23 protein-coding genes and 1 pseudogene are annotated in these 21470 nt (G+C 34.9%); 2 read left to right on the forward strand and 22 right to left on the reverse strand.

Annotated elements, in window-relative coordinates; genetic code table 11:
* Positions 1-15: 15 nt before the first annotated feature.
* Together QWZ06_RS13860 and QWZ06_RS13865 are read left to right on the forward strand one after the other, a co-directional pair.
* Positions 16-495, forward strand: a complete 480-nt coding sequence (locus tag QWZ06_RS13860) for a M28 family peptidase (RefSeq protein WP_290298811.1) — start codon at positions 16-18, stop codon at positions 493-495.
* Entirely contained in the window at positions 492-1187 is a 696-nt protein-coding gene (locus tag QWZ06_RS13865) for a T9SS type A sorting domain-containing protein (protein WP_290298813.1), read from the forward strand. The genes QWZ06_RS13860 and QWZ06_RS13865 overlap by 4 nt, the downstream gene beginning before the upstream one ends.
* Positions 1188-1241: 54 nt before the next feature.
* Here the strand turns inward: QWZ06_RS13865 and QWZ06_RS13870 are convergent, their stop codons facing one another.
* The 22 genes and pseudogenes from QWZ06_RS13870 to hisH all read right to left on the reverse strand — a co-directional run bounded on the left by QWZ06_RS13870 (position 1242) and on the right by hisH (position 21327).
* Complete coding sequence (locus QWZ06_RS13870) at positions 1242-1772, reverse strand: hypothetical protein (RefSeq protein ID WP_290298815.1); 531 nt, start codon at positions 1770-1772, stop codon at positions 1242-1244.
* Positions 1766-2254 (reverse strand): RNA ligase family protein, encoded by a 489-nt coding sequence (locus QWZ06_RS13875; RefSeq protein ID WP_290298817.1) that lies wholly within the window; start codon positions 2252-2254, stop codon positions 1766-1768. Before QWZ06_RS13875 ends, QWZ06_RS13870 begins: the two co-directional genes overlap by 7 nt.
* A gap of 227 nt (positions 2255-2481) precedes the next feature.
* Positions 2482-2595, reverse strand: a pseudogene (locus tag QWZ06_RS28190) (RHS repeat-associated core domain-containing protein); the annotation flags it as partial.
* 49 nt (positions 2596-2644) lie between these two features.
* On the reverse strand, positions 2645-2995 hold the full coding sequence (locus QWZ06_RS13885) for a hypothetical protein (RefSeq protein WP_290298820.1): 351 nt from the start codon (positions 2993-2995) through the stop codon (positions 2645-2647).
* Between the two features lies 1 nt (position 2996).
* Complete coding sequence (locus QWZ06_RS13890) at positions 2997-4964, reverse strand: RHS repeat domain-containing protein (RefSeq protein WP_290298822.1); 1968 nt, start codon at positions 4962-4964, stop codon at positions 2997-2999.
* A 597-nt stretch (positions 4965-5561) separates the two neighbouring features.
* Entirely contained in the window at positions 5562-6659 is a 1098-nt protein-coding gene (locus QWZ06_RS13895; RefSeq protein ID WP_290298824.1) for an RHS repeat-associated core domain-containing protein, read from the reverse strand.
* Positions 6660-6761: 102 nt separating this feature from the next.
* On the reverse strand, positions 6762-7115 hold the full coding sequence (locus QWZ06_RS13900; protein WP_290298825.1) for a hypothetical protein: 354 nt from the start codon (positions 7113-7115) through the stop codon (positions 6762-6764).
* Between the two features lie 9 nt (positions 7116-7124).
* Complete coding sequence (locus QWZ06_RS13905; protein ID WP_290298826.1) at positions 7125-7526, reverse strand: hypothetical protein; 402 nt, start codon at positions 7524-7526, stop codon at positions 7125-7127.
* Positions 7527-7585: 59 nt separating this feature from the next.
* Positions 7586-8041 carry an RHS repeat-associated core domain-containing protein gene (locus tag QWZ06_RS13910; RefSeq protein ID WP_290301363.1) on the reverse strand — a complete coding sequence of 152 codons (456 nt, stop codon included), beginning with the start codon at positions 8039-8041 and terminating at the stop codon, positions 7586-7588.
* Between the two features lie 227 nt (positions 8042-8268).
* Positions 8269-9489: an RHS repeat-associated core domain-containing protein gene (locus QWZ06_RS27890; RefSeq protein ID WP_353959968.1), complete on the reverse strand. Its 1221-nt coding sequence runs from the start codon at positions 9487-9489 to the stop codon at positions 8269-8271.
* Positions 9490-9694: 205 nt separating this feature from the next.
* On the reverse strand, positions 9695-10111 hold the full coding sequence (locus tag QWZ06_RS13920; protein ID WP_290298828.1) for a hypothetical protein: 417 nt from the start codon (positions 10109-10111) through the stop codon (positions 9695-9697).
* Positions 10112-10114: 3 nt separating this feature from the next.
* The gene (locus QWZ06_RS13925) at positions 10115-10861 is read right to left on the reverse strand and encodes a hypothetical protein (protein ID WP_353959969.1); all 747 of its coding nucleotides are present in this window, start codon (positions 10859-10861) and stop codon (positions 10115-10117) included.
* Positions 10783-11544 carry a hypothetical protein gene (locus tag QWZ06_RS13930; protein WP_353959970.1) on the reverse strand — a complete coding sequence of 254 codons (762 nt, stop codon included), beginning with the start codon at positions 11542-11544 and terminating at the stop codon, positions 10783-10785. Before QWZ06_RS13930 ends, QWZ06_RS13925 begins: the two co-directional genes overlap by 79 nt.
* Positions 11541-13490, reverse strand: a complete 1950-nt coding sequence (locus QWZ06_RS13935) for a DUF6443 domain-containing protein (protein WP_290298829.1) — start codon at positions 13488-13490, stop codon at positions 11541-11543. The genes QWZ06_RS13930 and QWZ06_RS13935 overlap by 4 nt, the downstream gene beginning before the upstream one ends.
* A 109-nt stretch (positions 13491-13599) precedes the next feature.
* Positions 13600-14490: an RHS repeat domain-containing protein gene (locus QWZ06_RS13940; protein WP_290298830.1), complete on the reverse strand. Its 891-nt coding sequence runs from the start codon at positions 14488-14490 to the stop codon at positions 13600-13602.
* Positions 14487-16823, reverse strand: a complete 2337-nt coding sequence (locus tag QWZ06_RS13945; RefSeq protein WP_290298831.1) for a hypothetical protein — start codon at positions 16821-16823, stop codon at positions 14487-14489. The genes QWZ06_RS13940 and QWZ06_RS13945 overlap by 4 nt, the downstream gene beginning before the upstream one ends.
* A gap of 12 nt (positions 16824-16835) precedes the next feature.
* Entirely contained in the window at positions 16836-17390 is a 555-nt protein-coding gene (locus QWZ06_RS13950) for a T9SS type A sorting domain-containing protein (RefSeq protein WP_290298832.1), read from the reverse strand.
* A gap of 161 nt (positions 17391-17551) precedes the next feature.
* Positions 17552-18460, reverse strand: coding sequence for a hypothetical protein (locus QWZ06_RS13955; protein WP_290298834.1), 909 nt, complete (start codon positions 18458-18460; stop codon positions 17552-17554).
* Between the two features lie 234 nt (positions 18461-18694).
* Positions 18695-19282: a bifunctional phosphoribosyl-AMP cyclohydrolase/phosphoribosyl-ATP diphosphatase HisIE gene (hisIE, locus tag QWZ06_RS13960; protein ID WP_290298836.1), complete on the reverse strand. Its 588-nt coding sequence runs from the start codon at positions 19280-19282 to the stop codon at positions 18695-18697.
* The gene (gene hisF / locus QWZ06_RS13965; RefSeq protein ID WP_290301365.1) at positions 19279-20031 is read right to left on the reverse strand and encodes an imidazole glycerol phosphate synthase subunit HisF; all 753 of its coding nucleotides are present in this window, start codon (positions 20029-20031) and stop codon (positions 19279-19281) included. Before hisF ends, hisIE begins: the two co-directional genes overlap by 4 nt.
* Positions 20024-20746: a 1-(5-phosphoribosyl)-5-[(5-phosphoribosylamino)methylideneamino]imidazole-4-carboxamide isomerase gene (gene hisA, locus QWZ06_RS13970; RefSeq protein WP_290298837.1), complete on the reverse strand. Its 723-nt coding sequence runs from the start codon at positions 20744-20746 to the stop codon at positions 20024-20026. The genes hisF and hisA overlap by 8 nt, the downstream gene beginning before the upstream one ends.
* Entirely contained in the window at positions 20746-21327 is a 582-nt protein-coding gene (gene hisH, locus QWZ06_RS13975) for an imidazole glycerol phosphate synthase subunit HisH (protein ID WP_290298839.1), read from the reverse strand. Before hisH ends, hisA begins: the two co-directional genes overlap by 1 nt.
* Between the last annotated feature and the right edge of the window lie 143 nt (positions 21328-21470).

Here is a 21470-nt window from a genome sequence, read left to right on the forward strand (position 1 = left end):
ATAAAAATTATTTATATGAAAAAAATCACGACATTTTTATGTGCTTCCTTAATTATTCAGAGTATGAGTGCTCAAACGTTTATTCAGGCTTATAAAGACAGAGCAAATATGGTAACTCAGACAAATATTACGGCAAACCTTCAGGATTTTGGTAATCTGGGTATCAAAAAAACAGGTTCTCAAGCCAATGTGAATACGCTAAACTGGATTAAAAACAAATATCTTTCTTATGGATATACGGCCAGTCAGATTGAAGAAAGCCCTTTTACTTTTGGAACAACAAGCTCTAAAAACCTTATTATTACCAAGACGGGAACATTATATCCCAACAAATATGTCATTATCTGTGGGCATTTTGATACGATTACCGGTCCAGGTGTGAATGATAATGGCAGTGGTACTTCTATTATTCTTGAGGCAGCCAGAATATTGAAGAATGTTCCGACGGAATATTCTATTAAGTTATCCACTTCTCCGGAGAGGAACAAGGGTTGATAGGAAGTACTCATTATGTAAATAATGTTGCTTATCAAGGAGGTGTTCGTAAGCTTGATATTAAATTGGTTTTTAATCTGGATCAGGTTGGTGGTGTAAAAGGAAATAACAATAATACGGTATATTGTGATGAGGATCAGGGTGGAATGTCCAGTAATAATGCTGCCTCTGCTGCAGTAACACAACAACTTAGAAATTGCACGGCTCTCTATTCGCCACTACAGACCGCTGTAGATCCTGCAGAATCCACCGACTATATTCCTTTTGAGCAGAAAGGAGAAGTTATCACCGGCTTTTTTGAAAGAATAAGAAGTAACTATCCACATACAAGCAAAGATACTTTTGCCAATGTAGATCCGGTGTATGTATACAATATAGGAAAGGCTACAGTGGGTGCTTTACAGCATTTTGCAAGTGCTTCCACTACACTGGCTGCCAATAAATCTTTTTCACCCAACAGCTTGGAGGATGTGAAGCTCTACCCTAACCCTGCCAATAATGTTTTAAATATTGAATTACCAGATAAGACCGTGAATTTCAGTTTTGAAATAACAAATATATCAGGAAGAACTTTATTGAAAGTCAATAACGAAAGCAAAATTAATGTCTCGGCATTGGAAAGAGGCGTGTATGTTGGAATTTTAAAAGTGGGTGATCAAACCCTCGTTAAAAATATTATGATTGAAAGATAGAACTATCATTAACAAAAAACAGAGCTATTTGCTCTGTTTTTTTATGTATTTAGACTATTTTTCTTCTGTGGCTAAAGTTATTATTCTTTGAATTTCAGAATTAAGCCTTTCAATGCTCCATTTCTGATCTTCTGGAGAGAGCTCTTTTAGTAAACCTCCATTATTTTCATTAAAATCAGTTATAATATCTTGTAAGAACTCTGACTTAATCTCAGAAATACGAAGTGGATTATTGATATCCAAGGCTCCAACTTTAGAAATCACACTTTCTAATCGGTTGTGTGATACATACATTCTTAACTCGTCAATAATAAAGGAAAGACTCTCCGATTTTGACGAAACATCGGGAACAAACGACCATTTTTCTGCCTTATGGAATTTCTCTTGTTCATCAAATTCGGGATTTTTGAGTTTAATGATAGGTCGATTGGATACTAATTCATGATCTCTCAGATTATAAGGCTTGATAACAACTCCTTCAATGAGATTCTGCTCCAATTCAGGAAGTCCAAATTGTTGGGTAGGAATAGGAGAATTTATTCTGGTACTGAAATTCAAAGCTTCGTTAAACTTTCCTATTAACAATGGTTTACATAAGGGACATCAAACCGGTCGAAATAAGAAACTGCCGTTTCATAGTCAAGATAATATTTAATTTCCAGGTCATTTACTATTCCAATATCAAAAGCACAAAAATGAATATCCGGAGCATAATAGACTCCTGTTTGTATGGCTTGTAAATGTTCAGCTGCAGGAACTTCAGGATGGGGATATTTTCCTCCAAACAATTCCCCATAAATAGTATATCTACAACCAGGAATTGCTGTTTTTAAATGTTCAAACAAACTAATTATTTTATTTTCCAGTTTATTGACCACAATCTGAAATCCAAAAAAATCATCTCCCCAGGCTAGATATTCTCTTCTCTTGGCATATTTAAGTGTATGGTTTTCATAGGAAAAACTAAAATTAGCTCCATGAATTTTCTCTGTAACAACCCATTTTAATTTATCTAGCTTTGATAAATCATTTTCATTAAGCCCAATCTTTTTTAAGGAATCAGGCATTTTTTCATATCCGGAAAAATCTCGCATCTGGTTAAAAGTATTATTAATTGGGGTAAATATAATGGTTTTTGTAATGTAAAAATGATGAAATTTATTATTGTAATTTCGATTTGCCTTTCTTGAATTTTATTCCATAGGCATTACATTCATAGAATTATCTAGTTTACAATTCAATGTATCAAGACTATAATATTTCATTTCTTTTTTTTGTTCTTTTGTCTGGAAGTTTCCGCTAGCGGATCAACAACACCCCATCTTCCCAGATCCGGCATATACATTCTCGCCCCATAATCGTACATGCTAGTCTTCTGTAGCTCTTTGCCGTTGTACTTGTATTGATAAGTAACCTCATAAATTACGAGGCTACTTATTATCTTAAATTAGTTGTTGTTACTTTTTCTTAAACTGAATGTTACTACACTTGTTTTTCTCATACCAATCTAGCCAAATCGGATAGTCTTTTTCGTAAATCCCTAATGGATAAGCTCTTGCATAATTTGCCATATCTTCAAAAGAAACTTTAGAATATTTTGCAATAAACTTTAAAGATTGATTTGCTTTTTGAGGGTCTCCTTGTCGATATATATAATTTTGAACAGTCTCTATATTTTTAAAATAATCTTCTTTAAAGTCTAAATTTTCAACGCAGTTTCCATTGACAGATACATTATTGCTTTTCTTTACAGAATTAGCACAATTAATCAATAACAACGACATTATAATAGAAAATATATGTTTCATGCTATGGTAGTTTTGTTTTTTTTACTGTTATTCCTCCTGTACTATTTGGCCAAATAGCTTGATTAGTTTTAGTTCTACCTTTTTCTTCAAACAAATTAATACTCATTGGACCATCCGTTTCTATCCTTCTATTCCCATTTACTTTGTCTTCTGCTTTCTTGCCTTTCTCATGCGCTTTATTAAAATCAGGTAAGTTTACAATGTTTCCAGATTCATCTTTTTCTACTTTTCCCAACTTACCTTTAGGTATTCCCATTTTTGCTTTTTCTAACTGTTCAACATGTTCATGAGTTAACGCTCCTGCGCTGCTTGTTCCTCCTTTTCCAGCTTTGTCAAATTCCAAAATATCTGCAATATCTAATTTACCTGTTTGAAAATTTCCTCCATCTGCCTGTTTATCATTTTCAACAACTTCTTGATTAACAATTTCTTTTGCTCCAACAACTTCGTTATAACTATCATAAAAAGCCTGCTGTTCTTTGGTTATAGAAGTATCTTTATTAACCATATTAAGAGTTACTTTATATGTATCTGTGCCTTCTATTTTAGTATAAGTTGCAGAATATTTGCCACCAAGTGAAGCACTCACTAAATCTTCGTAGGATTTCCGTGCAGTATCTGTTGCAAAAGAAAGAATTAACTCATTCCCGTCAGGATCCATAAATGCAATTGGATTATTTCCAGCATAGGTATAAGGTGATATTGAAAGATATTTTTCTGCTTTATTATCAATCACGCCCCATCTCCCAATATCCGGCATATAGAACCTTGCGCCATAATCATACATTCCACTTTCTTGAAGTTCCTTTCCATTGTACTTGTAATTCAAATACCCTCCCAATTGCCCCTTAATTCCACCTATATGGTTTAATCCAAAAGGATAGTAGTTGTTGGCATCTATTATCTCAAGAGCATCTGCACTGTTTTTAGCATAACTTAATCTAGCGTTGCCAAGGTGATCTCTATATTGATAAATATAACGATTTTCTGTGAAACTGTAAAAACCTTCAGTAGTGGGTACAAAATCAAGAACCCATTCTGGCTGTTTTGGTTTAAAAATATCCTTATTATTCTCTGCCTTAAAGGCTTCCTGTTCAAATGCAACGCTGATTCTACACCACGGACAAGATCCTGCAACTTCATAAAATCTGTATTGAAAACCATCGAGATAATCGGTGATATCATTAGTCTGTGATTGACCTTTTCCGCCACCGCCGGAAGTATTGATCTTACGAAGCTTTATCCCATCGGCACGATAAAGATAACTCAATCCAAAGCTTACAGATCCCCCAAGAGGATTATTCTGAATGATGGAATAAGAATTGGGTAAATTCAAATAATTATAAACAATACTTTGGATTCCCTTATCTTTCATAGTGATCATGTTACCATTCAGGTCATAATCAATCATATTATTGCCACCTTCATAACCTACATCATTCATGGCATTTTCAATCACTTTATTTAATCGATTCCCGGTATATTGATAAACAAGATCATCAACCAATGTAGAGGTTTGTCCTGATACCGGAATTGCTTTTCGTTTCAATGTATTGATATTTCCATTCAAATCATAGGTAAGATATTCATCAAAATTACCATTAGCGGGATTGGTCATATCAGGTTCAGAATAGAATCCGTTTTTTAACCGGTTAAGACTGTCATACTCATAGTTGTATCTTTTCAGGACTCCTTCTGAGTAATTTTTCCAATCTATTTCTGCAATATTTCCATTGAATCTGCCTGGTGATTTTGAAGAGATTTTCGGATTGTTATACCTTATCTCGTAGCCAAACAGCTTTCCATTCAGATTAGCAGGATCATTGATCTTAGTCATCCACCCTCTGATATTGTATTGATAATCCATCTGCTGAAGTGGAGATGCAGCCACTATCCAAAAATGCCACACAAAAGGATTCGTGTGGCAGCGAGGGGATCCTCCATCAAAGGAAAAAGCAGAGTAAGCCATTTTGCAGATAAAAAAATGAAATCAATTCTTCACATAGCTTCTCTTTCTGCTATAAGAAATGATAGTGAAATTAAAGCGTATTGTGAAAGAAAAAAACAGGAGGGAAAACACTCCCTCCTGATATTAAATAATGTGAAATGTAAAATCATAAGTCGTGCATTTGCTGTAATAGCACGCAATAGTCCATTTGTGAATACCTACAAATTCGCTTCTTAAAATTTTAACCTTTTTTATTGCTTTTTGTCATAGAATGCGCTAGCGGGTGAATCCTTTTGTGTGGTAACCGGCTTTTAAACAATATTTTTCTGTATAACAACTAAAACAAACCACATTATAAAAATGGCGTTTAGAATTATTAAACCAAATATGGTTTTTTCACTGATTGAAAATTTAAAAAACAAGAGTATCGCATAGGTAATCATTATAGGAATTCCAAGTACGAAAAAAAACATCATTAATTCTGACAGATATTTTCCTATGCCTAAATAATTAAAAATAGAGATATTACCCTTATCAAGAAATATATCAACATCAATCAAAACGAATAAACCAAATATAAACCACGATATATATTTAAGAATATTTTTTATCATAACATTATCTTTTTTGAGTTAATTGATTAATTAAATTAACGACTGTATCTCTTCTAAATTCATCAATATTTGAATGATTTACTGCTGAAGATTTAGTCTGCCCGGGAGGATAAAAAACTCGTCCAGTATCATTAACATTTTCTACAACCGTCGAATTTCTAGGTGAAGTAATCAAAGGAGAACCATGTGACCTTAATGAAGCGGTCTGTTCATTAGTTTGATAAAAACCATAGGCATTTTTCACATTCCAATGAACATAAGTATTTATTTCGTCAGATTTTGGCCCGTTTGCAGGATCAACAACTAACAAAATTTCAACAGGAACACCTCTTTTTGCAAGCGCTCTTTGCATTTCTAAAATACCTACACCTCCTTGACTATAGCCGTATAATGCAATTTTATCTCCATTATTATACGCTTCTTGAAGTGTATTTGCCCATCCATCAATAATTGATTGCTTAGTTTTGGAATTAGCCCAATAAGGCCAATTTTCATAAGAAACCGTTGTATTGTCTTTCTTAACATTATTTGCAATGTACTTAGTTGTACTTGACACTTGACCGTAAGAGGTTTTTCCTGTTGGATCCAAATCTGCACCACCGAACATTAATACTCTATAGTATGGAGGATTTCCATCGCTAACAGAATTCCCATTTCCATCAGAAAAATTTCCATTTCCATCGTTTGTCCATGTAGTTTTTCCCCCAGTAGACTTACTCATCATTTCATCTATAAATGATTTAGAAAGCATCCCATCAGGATCAATATTAACGATTGGATTATTTACAGCATAATTATAAGGTGTATGTCTTCGTAATTTTTCCGCCAGCGGATCAATCACTCCCCATCTTCCTAAATCCGGCATATACATTCTCGCTCCATAATCATCCATTCCTGTCTCCTGCAACTCTTTACCGTTGTACTTATAATTTTTATAAGTACTCTGTCCAAAAAATGCATTTCCTGACTTCAAATGATTCATTCCAAATGGGTAATAATCATTGGCATCGGTGATTTCAAGTGCGCCTGCGCTGTTTCTTCCAAAACTTATTCTCACATTGCCAAGGTGATCTCTATATTGATAGATATAACGATTTTCCAAGATGAAAAACTTTTGCAAGATTCACAATGGTTTCTTTGTTATTGAAAGCACGAGCATGATGCTAGCGCTAGCGGAGGGAGGACTATCTACTACTATATTTTATTATTGACATACATACAATCCCTTCACAAATTCAGAATAATATAAACTATGATTAGGAGGAAGGATAAAATCACCCACTTCCATTAAATAAGTATTCCCATCATTTTGATGAGGGATAGTTACTTCAAACATTACTATATTATATTTTTTACCCTTATGGATTTTCAACCCGCTATCACAAGCATCCTTTTTATAGGAAAAGAAATAATCTATCTTCTTTGTTTTTATATTTTTAAATTTAAATACATAAGATTTTTCGACTTCAATTATTTTCTTAATCCTAATCTCTATTCTTTGTTGGGAATATAGAGATAAATTTATAATGAGTGCTAGAATCAATTTAATCTTTTTCATACTCAATGTTTAATTTCTTATTCTAATGTCTTTTGCTGTTGCAACAGGTACTTTAGTAACGCTTGTCACTGTCTTTCTTTTATGAGGTGTACCATCACTTTTAATTAAAGGTGTTGTTTTTGTAATATTGATGTAAGTAGTTACTGTTCCAAATTTAGTACCTCCAATCGTTGCATCTATAGAGTCAGTGCTCTGCGAAATCTTATAATTGTTATGTGTAGGATCTAATCGCTTTGCAGCATTATGTGCGTCAAGGTATGGTTTTTCACTCAAATCTCCTCCAATTCCAAACCCAGGTGTTCCTGGATTATTTTTCCCTGCAATATAGGACTCAAGTATTTCGTGTAGCACAGTTCCTCCTTTTGGCCTTCCAGTAGCGTTCTCAATTATTTCTGCCTGATTAGGATTCATAATTTGATTTGTCTGAACAATACCATTATCATCTATTTCACTCCCTCCAAAAGCTCCTCCTAAATCGGTGTATTATCAACACTATTTGAACTTGTTGCATCTAAGTTGACCATAACAGAGGAATCATTTGTTGCCTCTAGCAATTTTAATTCAGCAGCTGTTGCTGTTGCACCGTTTTTAATACTTCCAGTAACTTTTCCCTTTGAATCCATTGCTAAATCAAGATTTCCTGCTTTTGCTTGGAGTTGCTCAAATGCTTTGTCTTTAAGATCTCCCGAAATTATGACATCATAGTTTTGCATTCCATCTGGATCGATAAACCTAATTGGGTTATTGTAAGCATAAGTGTAAGTAGACCAACGTCTGGAAGTTTCCGCTAGCGGATCAACAACTCCCCATCTTCCCAGATCCGGCATATACATCCTTGCTCCATAATCATACATATCAGTCTCTTGCAACTCTTTCCCATTGTACTTGTCACTATATAATCCACCAAAATTGGAAGCACCAAACATTCCCAAATATATAGTTTAATCCAAATGGGTAATAGTTATTAGTATCTGTAACTTCAAGAACTCCTGTGCTGTTTTTTGCAAAGCTCACCCTCGTATTTCCTAAGTGATCTTTATATTGGTAAATATAACTATTTTCTAAGCTAAGTAAAAAAGCCATTGCTGATCTAGCAATGGCTTTTTTATTATAGGACACGAGCATGATGCTCGCGCCAGCGAGGGGGCCCGATTTAAAGACAAATAATTTCTATCCTACTATTTATTTTATAGCTATCTTTATCTGTAACATTACAAAATATTGGAATTTTATCTCCATACCCTACAATACTGATAACATTAGTTACTTTTACTAATTTCCGTTTTAGATTTTCACTCAAATAAGTTGTGTACATCAAATTTGCCTTAGAGTTTCCTTTGAAAATATAAATCTTAATTTCAAATTTTTTAGTATCATTTTTGTTTAAAAACAATTCCAATTTATCAATTTGATCTTTATCTATAAAACGTCCATCCTGATGTCTGAATAAATTTAAAAAAATAGTATCTCCTGATTCCACACTGTCTGGCAAACCAAAACTATAGTTTTTCGTTTGAGAACTATACAAATTGATTATCAATAATAATACTATTGAAAATATTCTACTTAGATAGATATTGTACTGCATCTTTGTGGTTTGTGTTACTTTACTAGGATTAATTATTCTTGGCGAATTATACTTGTGGTCCTTACCACTTGTTCCAAATAGCGTAAATCCCCATTTCACTGTAAATGAAGCTTTACTATTAATAATCATTGAAGACTGAGCATCCCATTTTACTGCTGAAGGAGAGTTTTTATCTGTTTTATCACCAAAGTATTCACGACGGGGAGCATCTTTTAACGTGTTAGACTTTGGAACGTCAAAATATTGTGCTAAAGTAAAGTTTTTTTCACGTTGATTTTCTCCATCGAGACGTTCTTCAATAACACCAGGAACTGAACTTGCTTCACTTCCATCATAATCAGGAGTATTAGATAAAAATGTTTGAAACCATCCAGAATCTGAATTTTTATTTGAAGGACTAAAAGTCATTGATATTTCGGGAGAAATAATTCCGTCTTCAGTACTATTTTCAACCCAAGTATTCATTGTCAGTGAGCCAGAACCGTTAGGAAGATTATAAGTATTTGAATCATCTTTATCACTAGCATAGGAATAACTAGCTTCTTTGCCTTTATAATTATTATTAAATTCTTTTTGACTATTAGTGTTATTCTCCCAAAATATATCTCCTGTTCTCTTATCTTTAATCCATCCTGTCGCTTCCCTACCATCAGGATCGATAAACCTAATTGGGTTATTGTAAGCATAAGTGTAAGTAGACCAACCTCTGGAAGTTTCTGCCAACGGATCAACAACGCCCCATCTACCAATATCTGGCATATACATCCTTGCTCCATAGTCATACATTCCGGTCTCCTGCAGTTCCTTTCCATTGTACTTGTAATTCAAATACCCTCCCAATTGCCCCTTAATTCCACCTATGTGGTTTAATCCAAAGTATAGTAGTTGTTGGTATCTATTATCTCAAGAGCGCCTGCACTGTTTTTAGCATAACTTAATCTAGCGTTGCCAAGGTGACACAATAGATATTCTTTTTTGTTAAGAAACAGACTTATTTTGATCTATTCACATCTATTTTACATTCTTTCATATACCATTTTCCTTTTGATTTTTCAATTATCGTTTCTACAAATACTTCTTCATTTTGAATTTTATATAATAAATAAAATTTATTTGAACTAACTTTTTGATAATTCCAAATTTCTATCCACGTACTTTTATCATTAATATATTTTCTTTCATAGTTCACTTTATAACCAAAACATTTTATTGAACGATTTAAAGGTGCACTTTCTCCTATTAACATATTGATAACTTTGCGATCTTCGACTTCAAAATGATAGTATTTCTTTATTTCCGGGCAAATATTTAGTGCTATTTCAAATAAATTTGAATAATCTTCTTTTGCAACCTCTTTTCTATTGGGGCTACAAGTCATTAATATTATTAATAAATAAATAAATTTCATAATTTAATTATTCTTTTTTAAAATATTCTCTTCTAATTTTTTTTTAAAATCTAATTTATCCTTTTCTTTCTTTTCTTCTATTTTTTTCAATTCCTTCACTAATTCTATATTTTTCTTAAATATTTTTGAATTAAAAGCATTTTTAAAATAATTATCATAACTTTTTCTAATTTCTCCAGAATTAGAATACTGAACACTTTCACCAAAAGCTTGTTGCTCAAAAGCTTCCCCTTGTTCAACCTTATTTTCATGTTCATTAAAGCCAGCAGCATCATTTCCTCTATGAACATCTTCATGCATTATTGTAACTGCAAGTAAAAATATTGCATCTAATTGTGATTGGTCGGAGAAAGTTGATGCATTATCAGTCGTAATTGCATTTATTTCAAATTTCCCCGAACCTTTCCCATTTGGTGTATACTGTCCAAAAGCATGTCCAAATAAACCTTTACTTAAACTCAGCATTGGACCTTTTCCATCGGTAAAGTCTTGCATTATCTGAGAATAGCTTAAGTTACCTTTATCCATCATACTTTTAAGTATATTTCTATTTTGAAGTAGCATTTTCGCCATATTTATTGCTCGTTGAATTATAATCCTTTGCTCTTTTGTAGCATTAGGGTCTATAATAAACCTTCCATCAGGATCAATAAACCTCAAAGGGTTATTGATTACATAATTATATGGTGAATGCCTTCTATATTTCTCTGCAAATGGGTCAACAACACCCCATCTTCCAATATCCGGCATATAAATCTCGCTCCATAATCATACATTCCCGTCTCTTGCAGCTCTTTTCCGTTGTACTTATAATTCAAATACCCTCCCAATTGCCCCTTAATTCCACCTATGTGGCTTAATCCAAAAGGATAGTAGTTGTTGGCATCTATTATCTCAAGAGCCCCTGCATTGTTTTTAGCATAACTTAATCTAGCGTTACCAAGGTGATCTCTATATTGATAAATATAACGATTTTCTGTGAAACTGTAAAAACCTTCAGTAGTGGGTACAAAATCAAGAACCCATTCTGGCTGTTTTGGTTTAAAAACATCCTTATTATTCTCTGCCTTAAAGGCTTCCTGTTCAAATGCAACGCTGATTCTACACCACGGACAAGATCCTGCAACTTCATAAAATCTGTATTGAAAACCATCGAGATAATCGGTGATATCATTAGTCTGTGATTGACCTTTTCCGCCACCGCCGGAAGTATTGATCTTACGAAGCTTTATCCCATCGGCACGATAAAGGTAACTCAATCCAAAGCTTACAGATCCCCCAAGAGGATTATTCTGAATGATGGAATAAGAATTGGGTAAATTCAAATAATTATAATCAATACTTTGGATTCCTTTATCTTTCATAGTCATCATGTTACCATTCAGGTCATAATCAATCATATTGTTTCCTCCTTCATACCCTGTTTCATTCATAGCATTCTCAACCACTTTATCCAGACGGTTCCGGTATATTGATAAACAAGATCATCTACTAAGGTAGAGGTTAGCCCGGATATGGGAACAGCTCTTCTTTTTAGGGTGTTTATATTCCCGTTAAGATCATAGGTAAGATATTCATCAAAATTCCCACTAACACCTGTGGTGGGTTCTTTATAGAAAGCATTGGTCAGTCTGTTAATGTTGTCATATTCATAATTGTAACGTTTCAACAAATTCTCTGATCCATTGTTCCAGTCTATTTCTGCAACATTACCGTTGTATTTCCCGGTAGACTGAGTGTTGACAGGATTATTATATCTTAATTCATACCCAAAAAGTTTCCCATTCAGATTAGCAGGATCATTAATCTTGGTCATCCAGCCTCGGATATTGTATTTATAATCAATTTGCTGAAGTGGCGAGCCTACAGAAACTCCACCGACTTTCTTAGAAGCCAGTTGCGAAATTTCATTATAGGTATTCTGGGTAAGGATTTCCACAGGATTAGAGTCTACCTGATGTTTATGAACCAAAAGCCTGTTCTGGTGATCATACTCAAAACTCTCTGTGATCACTCTTTCTGTATCGGTATCTAATCTCTTATGTCGGGTGATGACCTGCTGAGCTACTCCCGCAAAATCCAGTTTAGATTCTGTCTTCGTATACCCACCCAAATGATTGATAGCATACGTTCCAATCGCTCTTCCTTTGGTATCATAATAGGTATAATTCTTCGTCCAGTTGTCATCTTCAATATTCTTTACCAGGCTCATTACAGGAAGTCCTTTGGTGCTTCTGCCTTCTGAAGACAATGTTTCTGTTAAAGTAGCTTCTCCCTGAATGGTGGATGGAAATGGAGGATTAAAATTATAACCGGGATAAGTGTCATAATAATTGATACTTAGAATGGTTTCTGTATCTACCATGAAATAATTATTGACATAATAAATCGTCATTCCATTTCTGGTAAATCCCTGGGTACTGCGAGGCTCTGTGATCACTAAGTCTTTAATCAGATCTTGTAAAACAGCTCTTTTGGCAGTAGATGCGAGAACTCCTGTATAAATTACTCTTCCAAAAACATCATACTTTGTGAGAAGCCATTTACCTTTGGGTGCCATTACGGCATCCTGTGTCAAAATCAGTCTATCAGCTTTATCATACACCATAAACTCCCAGCCTTTACCGGGAAGTTTCTTTTCTACCAGACGATTTCTGCTATCATAACGATACTGATAACAAAGGGCGTTAAGCAAAGGCTCACCCGTTCCCTTGTTTACTGCTTTGGGCGGAATTACAAAGGCTAACTGGTCATATTCATTATACACATAATAAGTATCTGCATTTTCAGTAGAATTCACCTTCCTTACCATCAGAGTCTGCCCTCTTCCATTCTTAAATTCTACCGTTGGATTTCCGTCTTCATCTGTCACAGTATTTTTATACAATGTTCCGGGAGCATAAGTTGTAGCAGGAGATACACTTAGCTCGCTTTTTGTAGCTCCGTTTTCCCATATTGTCTTGGTTGTATATTGGTATACTTCATTGGCCAGATTGGCTTCATATGAAAATCCTACAGGCTTATTTGCCCAGTCGTTACCTGGCTGAACCTGTTGCAAGATTCTGTCCAAGGGAGATTTTTCCAATACTTTCTCAGAATAGATCTTTTCTGAGCCATAAGAGGTTGTAACATTAGATAAAGGATTAGAAATAATAGCACCGTTCTGAGTTCCTGACTGAGGAATGGGTAAATAGTCTTTGACCTGCCTCCCAAACTGATCATATTCGAAATGCATAACCACATCTTTTCCTTGGGGAGATGCTTTTACATTTACCACCTGCTTAGGTCTTCCCAAGCCATCAAAATACTGAACAGTCTGAGCTTGTTTAGCCGCAGGATCACTCTGGCTCTTCTCCTCCAGATAGGTTCTGGTATACACATAATTTCAGTGGAAGATCCGGCTAAACCGCTAGGCAGCTGAACCTGAGCTTTTATAGTACCCATCAATAGAAGGGTTCCTATGGGGATTATAAGTTTTTTCATCAATTTTAGTTTTTATAGTTGTATTTCAGCTCTTTCAATATTTTACCATTGGCATCAATCACTTTTTCAAGCCTGTTGGCGGAATCATAAAGATAGGTTTCTCTTATTCCGGATGGCGGGGTGATGCTTCTTACTCCAATTAAGGCATCATAACTGTAGGTAGTCACCGTATACCTTGATAAATTGCTTCTGAAGGTTTTGAAGGCATTGAATAAATTGCTCTCGTCATTATTTGACCCGGCAGAGGCATCCAAATCGGAGGCATTCACAATGCTGTCGATCAATGATTGTGAAATATTTTCCAATTTTATATTTTCTATCTTAGCAATAGGCTGAGTCTGGTTATAGCCCCAGATAATGACCGTTGAAATACCATCCTTAGTGGTATACTGTCGGATATTTCCTTTGGAATCATATTTATCATAAGTAATATCAGTAGATGCTACATTTTGCAAATCAGTTGAAAGTACAGCATGTGGTAATACTAGACCTGATGTCTTGATATCCGCTTCCGCTTGATTAAATGGATATAATATTTCTGTCTTGCTAAGCATTTTGCTGTTAACTCCCATGGTCTTGCTTGTTTTGACTTCTAAAGGAACTCCAATCATATTTTTTGAGATCATCAATTGATTCCCTTTTTCATGGGCATACTGATATTGGGATTCGATAACACTACCATCAGGATCTGTGGTGGTACTTGAGAGAAGCAGATGTGGGAATTCTTTAGAATTTTGGAACTCTTTATTTTCTTTTGTAAGAACTGGTTTTCCGTTCAAAATTTTATAATTCCGGGATTCTGCAAGGAATCTTATCCCAGAATCAAATACATAAAAACTGATATTTCCAAGAAGATCATAAAGGTTTGGAAGATCATTAAACTCATCTACTGTCATTCCCTGGAACTAATAGCAGGCGAGAAACCTTTGTGCAACGCGTAACCAATATATTTTCCATAATTATCCGGAGATAACGTATTTTTTATCCTATACGTCTTATAAGAATAAAGGTTATATTCCTGTAAAGCATTCTCTGCATTATAATATTCGATTTTGGATGTATGATTTTTCCAATCATCTATTAATCCATAAGAGAATTCATTTTTTAGTGATGAGAAATTAAATTGACTATTGATAAAATTAAAATATTTTATCCTTCCATGATTAGTACTATTATCTGAAAGAAATTCATCTACCTGGGTATAAAGCACTGAAGATCCGGGATTCAAAGATTGACTATAATTACCATCCGAAGAGATTAAATATTGTTGCATATATTGATATCCTGTTCCCACTCTCACCTTGACAATCCTATCACTTATGAAGGAAGGTAAACCCATCATAATAGCAGAAGTATATCCTAAACTATCAGACATATAACGGAAGTTTCTTTGTTTTGCGAGATTGGAGGTATAATCATAGTAATTTAAAGTTTTTAATCTTAGTCCTCCGGCAGCAAATGTTCCTGTTTTCTCTTCTAATTCAAGATACTCCAAACTCATAAAACATTTTTTATCTCCATAATTATCAATCTGAAATTTATATTCTCCATCATCTAGTAAAGTATTTGTATAAGATACATTATCTGAAAATTGTTTCTTCAATTCGTAGTTCCCAAGGCCGTTTTTCCACCAGATCCTGCCAATGCATATACCATTTTCAAATCCTCCAGAAACATTGTTGTAATCTGTATTGAAATAAACATTTCTATTGACCTTTTCTGGATTTAAGGTCACAAATAAAGGCGGAATATCAGATTCAATTCCTAAAGTCCGTTGACTAACGACTGTTTTTTTACCATAATAATCGTTATTTTCATAAATAATTTCCACAGAGCCTTTGGTTGGATATTTGATCTTCTTTAGACTCATTGCCTTTGTATAGACTCCTGTAAAATCAGGCTCTCTATTTGCCCCTTTTTCAAATACTGTTCCTTTAAAATAAATGTTGGGAATTCGGGTCGTTCCGCCTCTGCCGGTATAATACCCCCAATAATCACTAGTATTTGAATTGATAGCAGGTATTCCCATATCTTCATAATATTCAAACTCATGAATTTCATCATTTATTTTTATAGATTTAAGTTTCAATCGCTTATTCAAATAGCTATTAGTATTTAAAAAATAGGAGGCAGTAAAATAACCATAGGAAAGCGTAATCTTTTTAATTACTTTATCCCCTTTGTCAAAGACAATGATTTCATCTAAGCTTTTAGAAGAAGCATTACCAAAAGGTTCCATATCATTACGGAGAGTATTATATTTAAAAACAATCTTTCCCTGGTCAAATGAAATTTCAGTTAAGAGATTATGGTGTTCTTCTTTGTACGTTTCACAGCTGATATCAACTACAGGGAGATAGGCATTTTCAGAGGAAGGACCCGGTATTGGAAAATTTTTCGTTTCAGAAATATTACGAATAATACCACTCTCCATTTGATTATATTTGAAGAGAATATTGGTTTTGTTTCTGGTTGTAATATTAGAAATTTTATAATTATTAGTTCCAGTAAAATCATTTAAAAGACTAAAACTGGAACATCGGTCTTTCATCACAAAGTTTAGTGTAGGAGTAAACTCATAAATATTAGATTCAAAGTCCTGAATTTTCATAGGCAGAAAAGAAAGAACCTGAATAGGCTGATAAGGAATAAGTCTTGGTTTGAATTCACTATCTCTAAAAAATCTTCCGAATAAACTCCCTAATTTATAATGATACATATCGGGCTGGTTATCATAAACCTGTCCTGTCTGACTATTTTCGAATAAAGCAGTTATGAAATTATAATGTTGCATGAATCCGGTGTAAGATGACAAATTAATGTAAGAGTAATTAAACGAAGGAAATGCATCAGGGTTAGTGGAAGGTATAAAATACTTCTTATCTGGCAAATAAAGCAGTTTGTTATCATCATCGTAACCATGAACCTGTTTGGTCACATCAAATGGAATATTCAATGCCCAGCCCAGCCCCGCTGAACCGGCTCTTTCATCCACTTTTATTCCTCCGGTATTATATGATAAGGAAATCGGAACGTTTACTCCATCTTGAGAAATTTCAAAAATAGGAATAGAGAAATTAGCTGTTCCGGCCATTTTATCTATTTCCACATCTTTTACTTTGTATAAATTATAAGCATTAGGAGAAGGAGGAGTCTTGGGTACATCCTGAGCATGAATGATGCAGTATACAAATACCAGGATTGCTAATATTATTTTTTTTCTTTTCATAGTTTTATGTTTTTATTTTTTAATCAGCTTTGCACTCGCTGTTTTATTATTATCCGTTTTTATGGTCACTAAATAAGCTCCCTGTACCAAGGCTTGGGTATTTATCTTAGTCACTCTGTTCTTTGTTTTGAAGTTCTGAAGCTGTCTTCCGCTCATATCATACAGCATAATATCAGCTTCCTTAAAGTCAAAGCCAATTTCTACATACGCGTAATCAGATACCGGATTCGGATAGATCTTGATGTCATATTTTTCGATCAGATCGTTTACCTGCTTGTCTCCCAGTTTCACAATCTTCCAGTTTTCTTTACCTAATTCTTTTCCACTGGTTCCAGCTAAAATGATAGAACCATCTCTATTGAGTTTCAAATCTGAAAGTCTTTCTTCTTGCTGTCTGGATTCTCCACTCACGTGTTTTCGCCATTGTTCGTTTCCGTTTCCATCCAGATACAGCATCCAGAAGGTCTCATCATCTTTTTCTATTCTTCCTTCTGCCTGGGTATAACCGCCTAACAAAATTCCTTTTGAGGATTTGTCATCCGCTGAATGAATCACACTCATTCCCATCAGAATATCACGGTTTTTGAAATTATAAGACTTTTGCCATTGTTCATCCCCTCTTTCATTAAGAGCAATTAGCCATAGGTCTGTTCCTTCTTCAATCCCTACCGTTTTGTTTCCTGATCTTTCGGATCTGGATTCACCACCAATGATGTAGCCATTTGAAGTTAAAGCCAGCGTTCTGATATGATCGTCTGCTTTACCGCCATAGTTCTTTTCCCATTCGACTTTTCCGTTTTTATCCAGTTTAACGATCCAATAGTCGCCTTCACCGAAGTTCTCTGTGGATTTTGCGTTGCGGGCTGTGGGGGTTGTGGTGCGAGGTTCGGGATTTGGGGTGGTTTCACGAGATTGATCTCCAGATCGCGGATCCCGAACCTCAGAACTTCTTGAATAAATTCCCAGGAGAGCTCCGCCGTCTTTGTTGGAATCATTTTCTCAACTTCGTCTAAACCTTTTCCGCCTAATACGAGTTGGGAGAGTTCTTTTCCATCTTTGTCTAGTCTGATGATCCAGACATCTTTAGAACCGTACCCTTTGGAAGAATTTTGTACATTTCCGGCAACGAAAAATCCTAAATCTGTGCTCTGAATGACTGCTTTGGCTTCTTCATCAGAAGAAGTTCCTAATGTTTTCTGCCAGATTTCATCGCCAAATTCATTGATTCGGATCAGCCAGATATCGGATCCCCCTTTGGAATCCTCTTTCTTATCCAGTCCTTTTCCTGAATAAGAGGTTCCAGCCAGTAGAAATCCTCCATCCTGAGTGCTGACAGTAGCTGACAAGTAATCATGATTATTTCCTGAGAAATATTTCTCCCAAGCTTCTTGCCCTTGTTGGTTTAATTTAACCAAATGGAAATCGTAACCGTTCTTTGGTTTACTTCCAGCCTCCAGCTTCCCGCTTCCTGACTGTATTGAGCTTCCTGTAATAAGATACTGCTGATCGACAGTGGTAGTGACCTGACTGAGGAAATCCTGAGTAGAGGATTGGATATCTTTTTGCCAGAGAACATGCTGGGCAGATACGCCCATAGCCGTGCATAAGGTTAATGCACCGAGATAAATCTTTTTCATTTTGTGTTATTTTTGAGCTGAATACTTATTTTTTCAACTTTTCTAAAATTAATATTTTTTTTTACATAAACTTCACTTTATTATGATTTAACACGTAACATTTGTATAAATCAAGCATTTTTAATTAGTATTTACCATTTTCAATCATCCTTACACAAAGCTAACACAATGGCACGACAGAACCTGTCGCATTTAATTTTCTCCATAAAAAAACCTTTGAAAAATTTCAAAGGTTTATTGATTTCTGCTTTGGAGAACATCTTCAATTTCTTCCAACGAAAATCCTTTTGCTTTTAGTAAGATGAGTAAGTGATATAAGAGATCTGCTGCTTCATTTTTAAAGAGCAATTCATTATCATCCTTCGCTTCAATAACCAGCTCTACCGCTTCCTCGCCTACTTTTTGAGCCATTTTATTCATTCCTCTCTGATAAAGTGAGTAGGTATAAGATCCATCAACTTTACCATCAATCCTTTGAGATATTGTCTCTTCCAGTTCATATAAAAACCCTTTTGCCTCCTTGCCACCAAAACAACTGAAACTTCCTGTGTGACATACTACATTAGTGGGAACGGCTTTAATCAGTACTGTATCCTGATCACAATCTATAGCTATATTTTTCACTGTTAAAAAATTACCGGATTCTTCTCCTTTTGTCCAAAGCCTATTTTTAGAACGGCTGAAAAATGTCACCACTTTTTCTTTTTTTGTTTTCTCAAAAGCTTCTTCATTCATATAGCCCAGCATTAAAACCTGCAAGGTTCGGTCGTCCTGAATCACTACGGGAACTAGACCATTATCTTTATTAAAATCAATATTCATCGTACCTCTATTTTTTGAGTTTTTAATTGTTGTTTTAAATCCTGAATCCCAATTTCATTAAAGTGGAATATACTGGCTGCCAAAGCTCCTGTGGCTTTAGTCTCATTAAATACTTTAACAAAATCATTTACAGTTCCTGCTCCGCCTGAAGCAATAACAGGAATGGTAACTTGCTCTGAAACTTCTTTTGTGATAGCAAGATCAAAACCATTTTTGGTTCCGTCGCCATCCATAGAGGTTAAAAGAATTTCACCTGCTCCTAAAGCTTCAGCCCTCTTAGCCCAGACTACCGTATCCAACTCTGTGGCCTCTCTTCCACCTTTAATGTGAACAAGATTTGTTTCTCCTACTTTCTTGGTATCAATGGCGACAACAACACATTGGCTTCCAAATTCATTCGCCAACTCAGAGATCAGCTTAGGATCTTTTACTGCTGAAGAATTGATACTGATCTTATCTGCTCCTGCTTCCAAAAGCTTTCTCACATCTTCTACAGAGGCAACTCCGCCCCCAACAGTAAATGGAATACTCAATTCTCTGGCTATATTCCTAACCAGCTCCACAAATGTTTTCCGGTTTTCAATAGTAGCTGTAATATCAAGAAAAACAAGCTCATCAGCGCCCTCCTCTTCATATTTCTTAGCCAATACCACAGGATCGCCCGCATTTTTCAGATCCTCAAAATTGATTCCCTTCACTGTGCTTCCATCTTTAATATCCAAACATGGAATAATTCTTTTTTTAAGCATTTTCAATAAAATTTTGAAGTTGTTGAAGGCTAATTTTTCCTTCATAAATCGCTTTTCCGATAATTGTTCCCGAGCATCCTATATCTTTCATTTTATAGACATCTTTAATCCCAGAAATACCACCGCTGGCAACCAGTTGTAATGAGGTTTTATATAAAATTTCAATATAAAGGCCCGTTGAAGGTCCTTCCAGCATTCCATCCTTTGAAATATCGGTGCATATTGTAGTTTGCATCCCATTTTTCTGATAATCAAGAATAAAATCTATGATATCCAGATTACTTTCTTCCTGCCAACCGGAAGTTTTGATCTTTCTGTTTTCACAATCTGCTCCCAAAATAATTTTTTCAGCACCATATTGTTCAATGATTTTGAGACAAAACTCAGGATCCTGTACAGCAATACTCCCTAATGTGATCTGTTTTGCACCACAATTAAAGGCTGTTTCAATGTCTGCTGAAGTTTTTAATCCACCTCCAAAGTCAATGTGTAACGCAGTGGATTTCGCAATATCTTCCAACACTTTCTGATTCACAATATGCTTAGATTTAGCCCCGTCAAGATCCACCAGGTGAAGAAATTGAATCCCAAAGTCTTCAAATTCACGGGCTACTTCTACAGGATCTTCATTGTATATTTTCTTGGTGTTGTAGTCTCCTTTAGACAAACGAACACATTTTCCATCAATGATGTCAATAGCAGGAATAATCTTCATTACGACAAGTTTATAAAGTTACTAAGTATTTGATTTCCTACACTTCCTGATTTCTCCGGGTGAAACTGAACTGCATAAAAGTTATCTTTCTGCAGAGAAGCACTGAACGGAAGAATGTAATCACATACCGAAGTGGTAAATTCAGACAATTCACAGTAATAGCTGTGAACAAAGTACACATCATTTTCAGATTCTATTTCAGAAAACAATAATGAATCTGGATTTGAAACAGAGTTCCATCCCATCTGAGGTACCAGTTCCAGCGCAGGGAATCTTTTAACACGGATATCAAAAATACCCATTCCCTCTGTATTTCCTTCTTCATTTTCCTTACACATCAGCTGCATTCCCAAACAGATTCCCAAAACAGGTTGTTTTAATGTTGGAATAAGTTGATCCAATCCTTTTTCTTTTAATAATTTCATTGTTGATGAAGCTTCCCCTACACCCGGAAAAATCACCTTATCTGCTTTCATGATAAGTTCAGGGTCGTCAGTGATGACTGAGTCGATATTTAGCCTATTTAAGGCGTTCTGTACGGAGCTTACATTGCCACCGTTGTATTTTATTATTGCAATCATAAGGTCTTTACTATTTATTTATCTGCATTTACCGTTATTTTTAAACCATTAAGAATATTAAGAACATACCTGAATCTATATTTCTCAGCCGCATTCTTATTCACTTTTGACGAAACTTAACTTGTATTAAAATCTTCCATTTT

The sequence above is a fragment of the Chryseobacterium tructae genome (genome assembly GCF_030409875.1).
GTDB classification, from domain to species: Bacteria; Bacteroidota; Bacteroidia; order Flavobacteriales; family Weeksellaceae; genus Chryseobacterium; species Chryseobacterium tructae.

Coding starts and splice junctions, on each gene's coding strand:
- QWZ06_RS13945 (WP_290298831.1), bottom strand. CDS start 16,823: ATGAAAAGAAAAAAAATAATATTAGCAATCCTGGTATTTGTATACTGC.
- QWZ06_RS13900 (WP_290298825.1), bottom strand. CDS start 7,115: ATGAAAAAGATTAAATTGATTCTAGCACTCATTATAAATTTATCTCTA.
- QWZ06_RS13925 (WP_353959969.1), bottom strand. CDS start 10,861: ATGCCGGATATTGGAAGATGGGGTGTTGTTGACCCATTTGCAGAGAAA.
- hisF (WP_290301365.1), bottom strand. CDS start 20,031: ATGCTTAAAAAAAGAATTATTCCATGTTTGGATATTAAAGATGGAAGC.
- QWZ06_RS13860 (WP_290298811.1), top strand. CDS start 16: ATGAAAAAAATCACGACATTTTTATGTGCTTCCTTAATTATTCAGAGT.
- QWZ06_RS13890 (WP_290298822.1), bottom strand. CDS start 4,964: ATGGCTTACTCTGCTTTTTCCTTTGATGGAGGATCCCCTCGCTGCCAC.
- QWZ06_RS13875 (WP_290298817.1), bottom strand. CDS start 2,254: ATGCCTGATTCCTTAAAAAAGATTGGGCTTAATGAAAATGATTTATCA.
- QWZ06_RS13930 (WP_353959970.1), bottom strand. CDS start 11,544: ATGAATGAAACAGGGTATGAAGGAGGAAACAATATGATTGATTATGAC.
- QWZ06_RS13905 (WP_290298826.1), bottom strand. CDS start 7,526: ATGAATCCTAATCAGGCAGAAATAATTGAGAACGCTACTGGAAGGCCA.
- QWZ06_RS13885 (WP_290298820.1), bottom strand. CDS start 2,995: ATGAAACATATATTTTCTATTATAATGTCGTTGTTATTGATTAATTGT.
- hisA (WP_290298837.1), bottom strand. CDS start 20,746: ATGAAGATTATTCCTGCTATTGACATCATTGATGGAAAATGTGTTCGT.
- QWZ06_RS13955 (WP_290298834.1), bottom strand. CDS start 18,460: ATGAAAAAGATTTATCTCGGTGCATTAACCTTATGCACGGCTATGGGC.
- hisH (WP_290298839.1), bottom strand. CDS start 21,327: ATGATTGCAATAATAAAATACAACGGTGGCAATGTAAGCTCCGTACAG.
- QWZ06_RS27890 (WP_353959968.1), bottom strand. CDS start 9,489: ATGTATGACTATGGAGCAAGGATGTATATGCCAGATATTGGTAGATGG.
- QWZ06_RS13950 (WP_290298832.1), bottom strand. CDS start 17,390: ATGGGAATGAGTGTGATTCATTCAGCGGATGACAAATCCTCAAAAGGA.
- QWZ06_RS13920 (WP_290298828.1), bottom strand. CDS start 10,111: ATGAAATTTATTTATTTATTAATAATATTAATGACTTGTAGCCCCAAT.
- hisIE (WP_290298836.1), bottom strand. CDS start 19,282: ATGAATATTGATTTTAATAAAGATAATGGTCTAGTTCCCGTAGTGATT.
- QWZ06_RS13940 (WP_290298830.1), bottom strand. CDS start 14,490: ATGACAGTAGATGAGTTTAATGATCTTCCAAACCTTTATGATCTTCTT.
- QWZ06_RS13910 (WP_290301363.1), bottom strand. CDS start 8,041: ATGTTTGGTGCTTCCAATTTTGGTGGATTATATAGTGACAAGTACAAT.